Origin of the sequence: Mesorhizobium sp. M1A.F.Ca.IN.020.06.1.1 (genome assembly GCF_004023265.1) — a bacterium.
Classification (GTDB): domain Bacteria; phylum Pseudomonadota; class Alphaproteobacteria; order Rhizobiales; family Rhizobiaceae; genus Mesorhizobium.
In genome coordinates this window covers 1-2,962 of record NZ_RZSR01000762.1, presented here as the reverse complement: position 1 = coordinate 2,962, position 2,962 = coordinate 1, and the positions used below count along the sequence as shown (strand labels likewise).

The following is a 2,962-nucleotide window of genomic DNA, read 5'->3' as shown; positions in this document are numbered from 1 at the left end:
TCCTGGGACAAGTCCGCCGGGTGCCTGATGACTGGGCGGGCGGCGACCGGCGTAGAGGGGGCGTGAGTTGGACATAGGCTTTCACGCGGAACTGCAGGAACCAGGCTCCTGATGCAAAGGGAGAAGCTCAAGCGGGCCAAACCCGTGAGGCGAGAGTACCGATGCAGGAGACTGGGGCGGACCGACCCGTATGAGCGCTGAGGGCCCTGTAATGGGGCCGGAGCAAAGGGGTCGGATCAGGTGGTCGTATTGTTTGAAACAACTGGAAACAGGATGACTTCGATAGGTACGACAGACAAGCCGTTTCGAATTGCGAAACGACAAGTGTACGAAGCTTACAAAGCGGTCAAAGCCAACCATGGTGCAGCCGGGGTGGATGGGCAGACCTTGGAGATGTTCGAGAAGGACCTTGCAGGAAACCTCTACAAGGTCTGGAATCGGATGTCCTCAGGGACGTACTTCCCGCCGCCGGTTCGCGCTGTCTCCATTCCGAAGAAGAGCGGAGGCGAAAGGGTTTTGGGTGTGCCCACCGTCAGCGACCGGATCGCGCAGATGGTGGTCAAGCAGATGATTGAGCCGGATTTGGACTCCCTCTTTCTTCCAGACTCCTACGGCTACAGGCCGGGAAAATCGGCCCTGGATGCTGTTGGCGTGACGCGGCAGCGGTGCTGGAAGTATGACTGGGTTCTGGAATTCGACATCAAAGGGCTGTTTGACAATCTTCCGCACGATCTCCTGCTGAAGGCGGTCAGGAAACACGTCGCATGCAAGTGGGCTCTGCTCTACATCGAAAGATGGCTGGCAGCGCCGACGGAGAAGAACGGAGAAGTGGTCGAGCGCACACGCGGTACCCCGCAAGGGGGCGTTGTAAGCCCGATCTTGTCGAATCTCTTCATGCACTATGCATTTGATCTGTGGATGACGCGGACACACCCGGACCTACCATGGTGTCGATATGCGGACGATGGCCTTGTGCATTGCCGCAATGAGCAGCAGGCAGAAGCCCTCAAGGCGGAGCTTGGTGCTCGACTGGTAGCATGCGGGCTCCAAATGCATCCGACAAAGACCAAGATCGTCTATTGCAAAGACCAAAGGCGCAGAGGGGAATACCCGAATGTCGTGTTCGACTTCCTTGGGTATCAGTTCCGACCGCGACGCGTGGCGAACACACAGCGAGACGAGTTCTTCTGTGGCTACACGCCTGCGGCCAGCCCAACGGCCATGAAGTCGATGCGAGCCACGATCAAAAGCTTGAACATCCCGCGGCAAACGCCGGGGACGCTGGCTGAAATTGCCCAACAGCTCAATCCACTCCTTCGGGGATGGATAGCCTATTACGGCCGTTACAGCCGTTCGGCCCTGTCCACTCTGGCTGATTACGTCAACCGGAAGCTCAGGGCGTGGATCATGCGTAAGTTCAAGCGCTTTCAGTCTCATAAGACGCGTGCCAGCCTCTTCGTGAGAAAGCTGGCGCGGGAAAATCCAGGACTGTTTGTGCACTGGAAGGCGTTCGGAACGAATACGTTTGCCTGATGGGAGCGGTGTGAATCGAGAGGTTCACGCACCGTTCTGCGAGAGGCCGGCAGGTGAAATCCCTCCGGCCTACTCACCCATGGCGGCTGCACCCCGACATCTGCGGGTTCACATCAGAGCTATTCTACGCGGGGGAACTCCATCCGCGCCAAGGGCTAGAGGGCCAGTTAATTGCTGGCAAGACACGCTTGTCCGGCGCAGGCCTGCGGTGGCTGCCCGTCGCGCATCGCGGCAACCAGAGCAATTCGCCGGAAGAGGCAGAGGCCATCGCAGACCTGGTGCAAGAAGTCATTGCGGCGGACGTTAGCTGGACGGATCGTCTTGAGAACGTTCGTCCGTTGACGCTCGACGACATCCTCATCATCGCACCTTTCAATGCCCAGGTGTTCGAGATTCAAAAGCGCTTGCCCGGCGCACGGGTCGGTACGGTGGACAAGTTTCAGGGGCAGGAGGCGCCGATCGCCATCTATTCGACAGCAACCTCGAGCCCCGCCGATGCACCGCGCGGGATGGAGTTCCTATACAGTCTCAACCGCTTGAATGTGGCTACGTCTCGAGCGAAGTGTATATGTGTCCTGGTGTCGTCTCCCATGCTTTTCCAAGCCGAGTGCCGAACACCTCGCCAGATGCAGCTTGCAAACGCACTTTGCCGCTACTTAGAGCTTGCAACATCGCTTTAGCTGGACGCGCACACCTGCTAGAAGAGGAAGACGAGATCGTCTCTATGGAGAGCTAGAATTGAATAGCAATCGGCAATCCCAACGACGCCGATCGCGCCCGAGAACCGACAGAAAAAACACTTTTGACCGGATGCCCAGAAGCGCAGCGATCCCCGTCATATCCTTGACAATCCCTGGCCTAGCGGCTTCCGCGTACGCCGTTTTCTCTCTCACGCAAGGCGGCCACAAAGAAATTGGCGCAGCCATGGCCAACTGGACTCCCGTAAACGCACCGGCCATTACGGGAACGCCGTCGGTTGTGGACGGCGACACCATCGAGATCCACGGTCAGCGCATCCGCCTCAACGGTATCGATGCGCCTGAAAGCCGCCAGCTCTGCAAAGATGCCAATGGTGTGGATTATCCATGTGGACGTCGGTCCGCCGAGGCCCTGGACACATTTTTGGCCGCGTCTCAGCCAGTACAATGCACCTTCGTGGCATGGGATAAGTATCACCGCTTCGTCGGCGATTGCCGCCGGGCAGACGCTGCCAGTGTTGCCACCTGGATGGTAGATCACGGTCAGGCGCTAGATTGGCCTCGCTACAGCAACGGCGCGTACGCGCAACTCCAGGCGCATGCAAAAGCTGCCAAGATTGGACTATGGGCCGGTGAGTTCGAAGCGCCATGGGATTGGCGCGCTGGTCACGCTGATGACCGAAAGCAAACACAGAATCATAAATTCGGCCTGATAACGCACGGTCAGCTAG

The 2,962-nt window shown here is 58.2% G+C and carries 3 protein-coding genes; all 3 read left to right on the top strand.

The window, feature by feature from the left end; genetic code table 11:
* Positions 1-273: 273 nt before the first annotated feature.
* Positions 274-1,533: a group II intron reverse transcriptase/maturase gene (gene ltrA / locus EOA60_RS26510; protein WP_127336018.1), complete on the top strand. Its 1,260-nt coding sequence runs from the start codon at positions 274-276 to the stop codon at positions 1,531-1,533.
* Between the two features lie 53 nt (positions 1,534-1,586).
* Positions 1,587-2,213, top strand: a complete 627-nt coding sequence (locus EOA60_RS26505) for a C-terminal helicase domain-containing protein (RefSeq protein ID WP_245479304.1) — start codon at positions 1,587-1,589, stop codon at positions 2,211-2,213.
* Positions 2,214-2,457: 244 nt separating this feature from the next.
* Positions 2,458-2,962, top strand: a 505-nt coding sequence (locus EOA60_RS26500; RefSeq protein WP_245502615.1) for a thermonuclease family protein, incomplete at its 3' end; no start/stop codon positions are given.

What these genes read in the sequence shown, in the direction of transcription:
- ltrA (WP_127336018.1), top strand. Translation starts at nt 274, where the DNA reads ATGACTTCGATAGGTACGACAGACAAGCCGTTTCGAATTGCGAAACGA.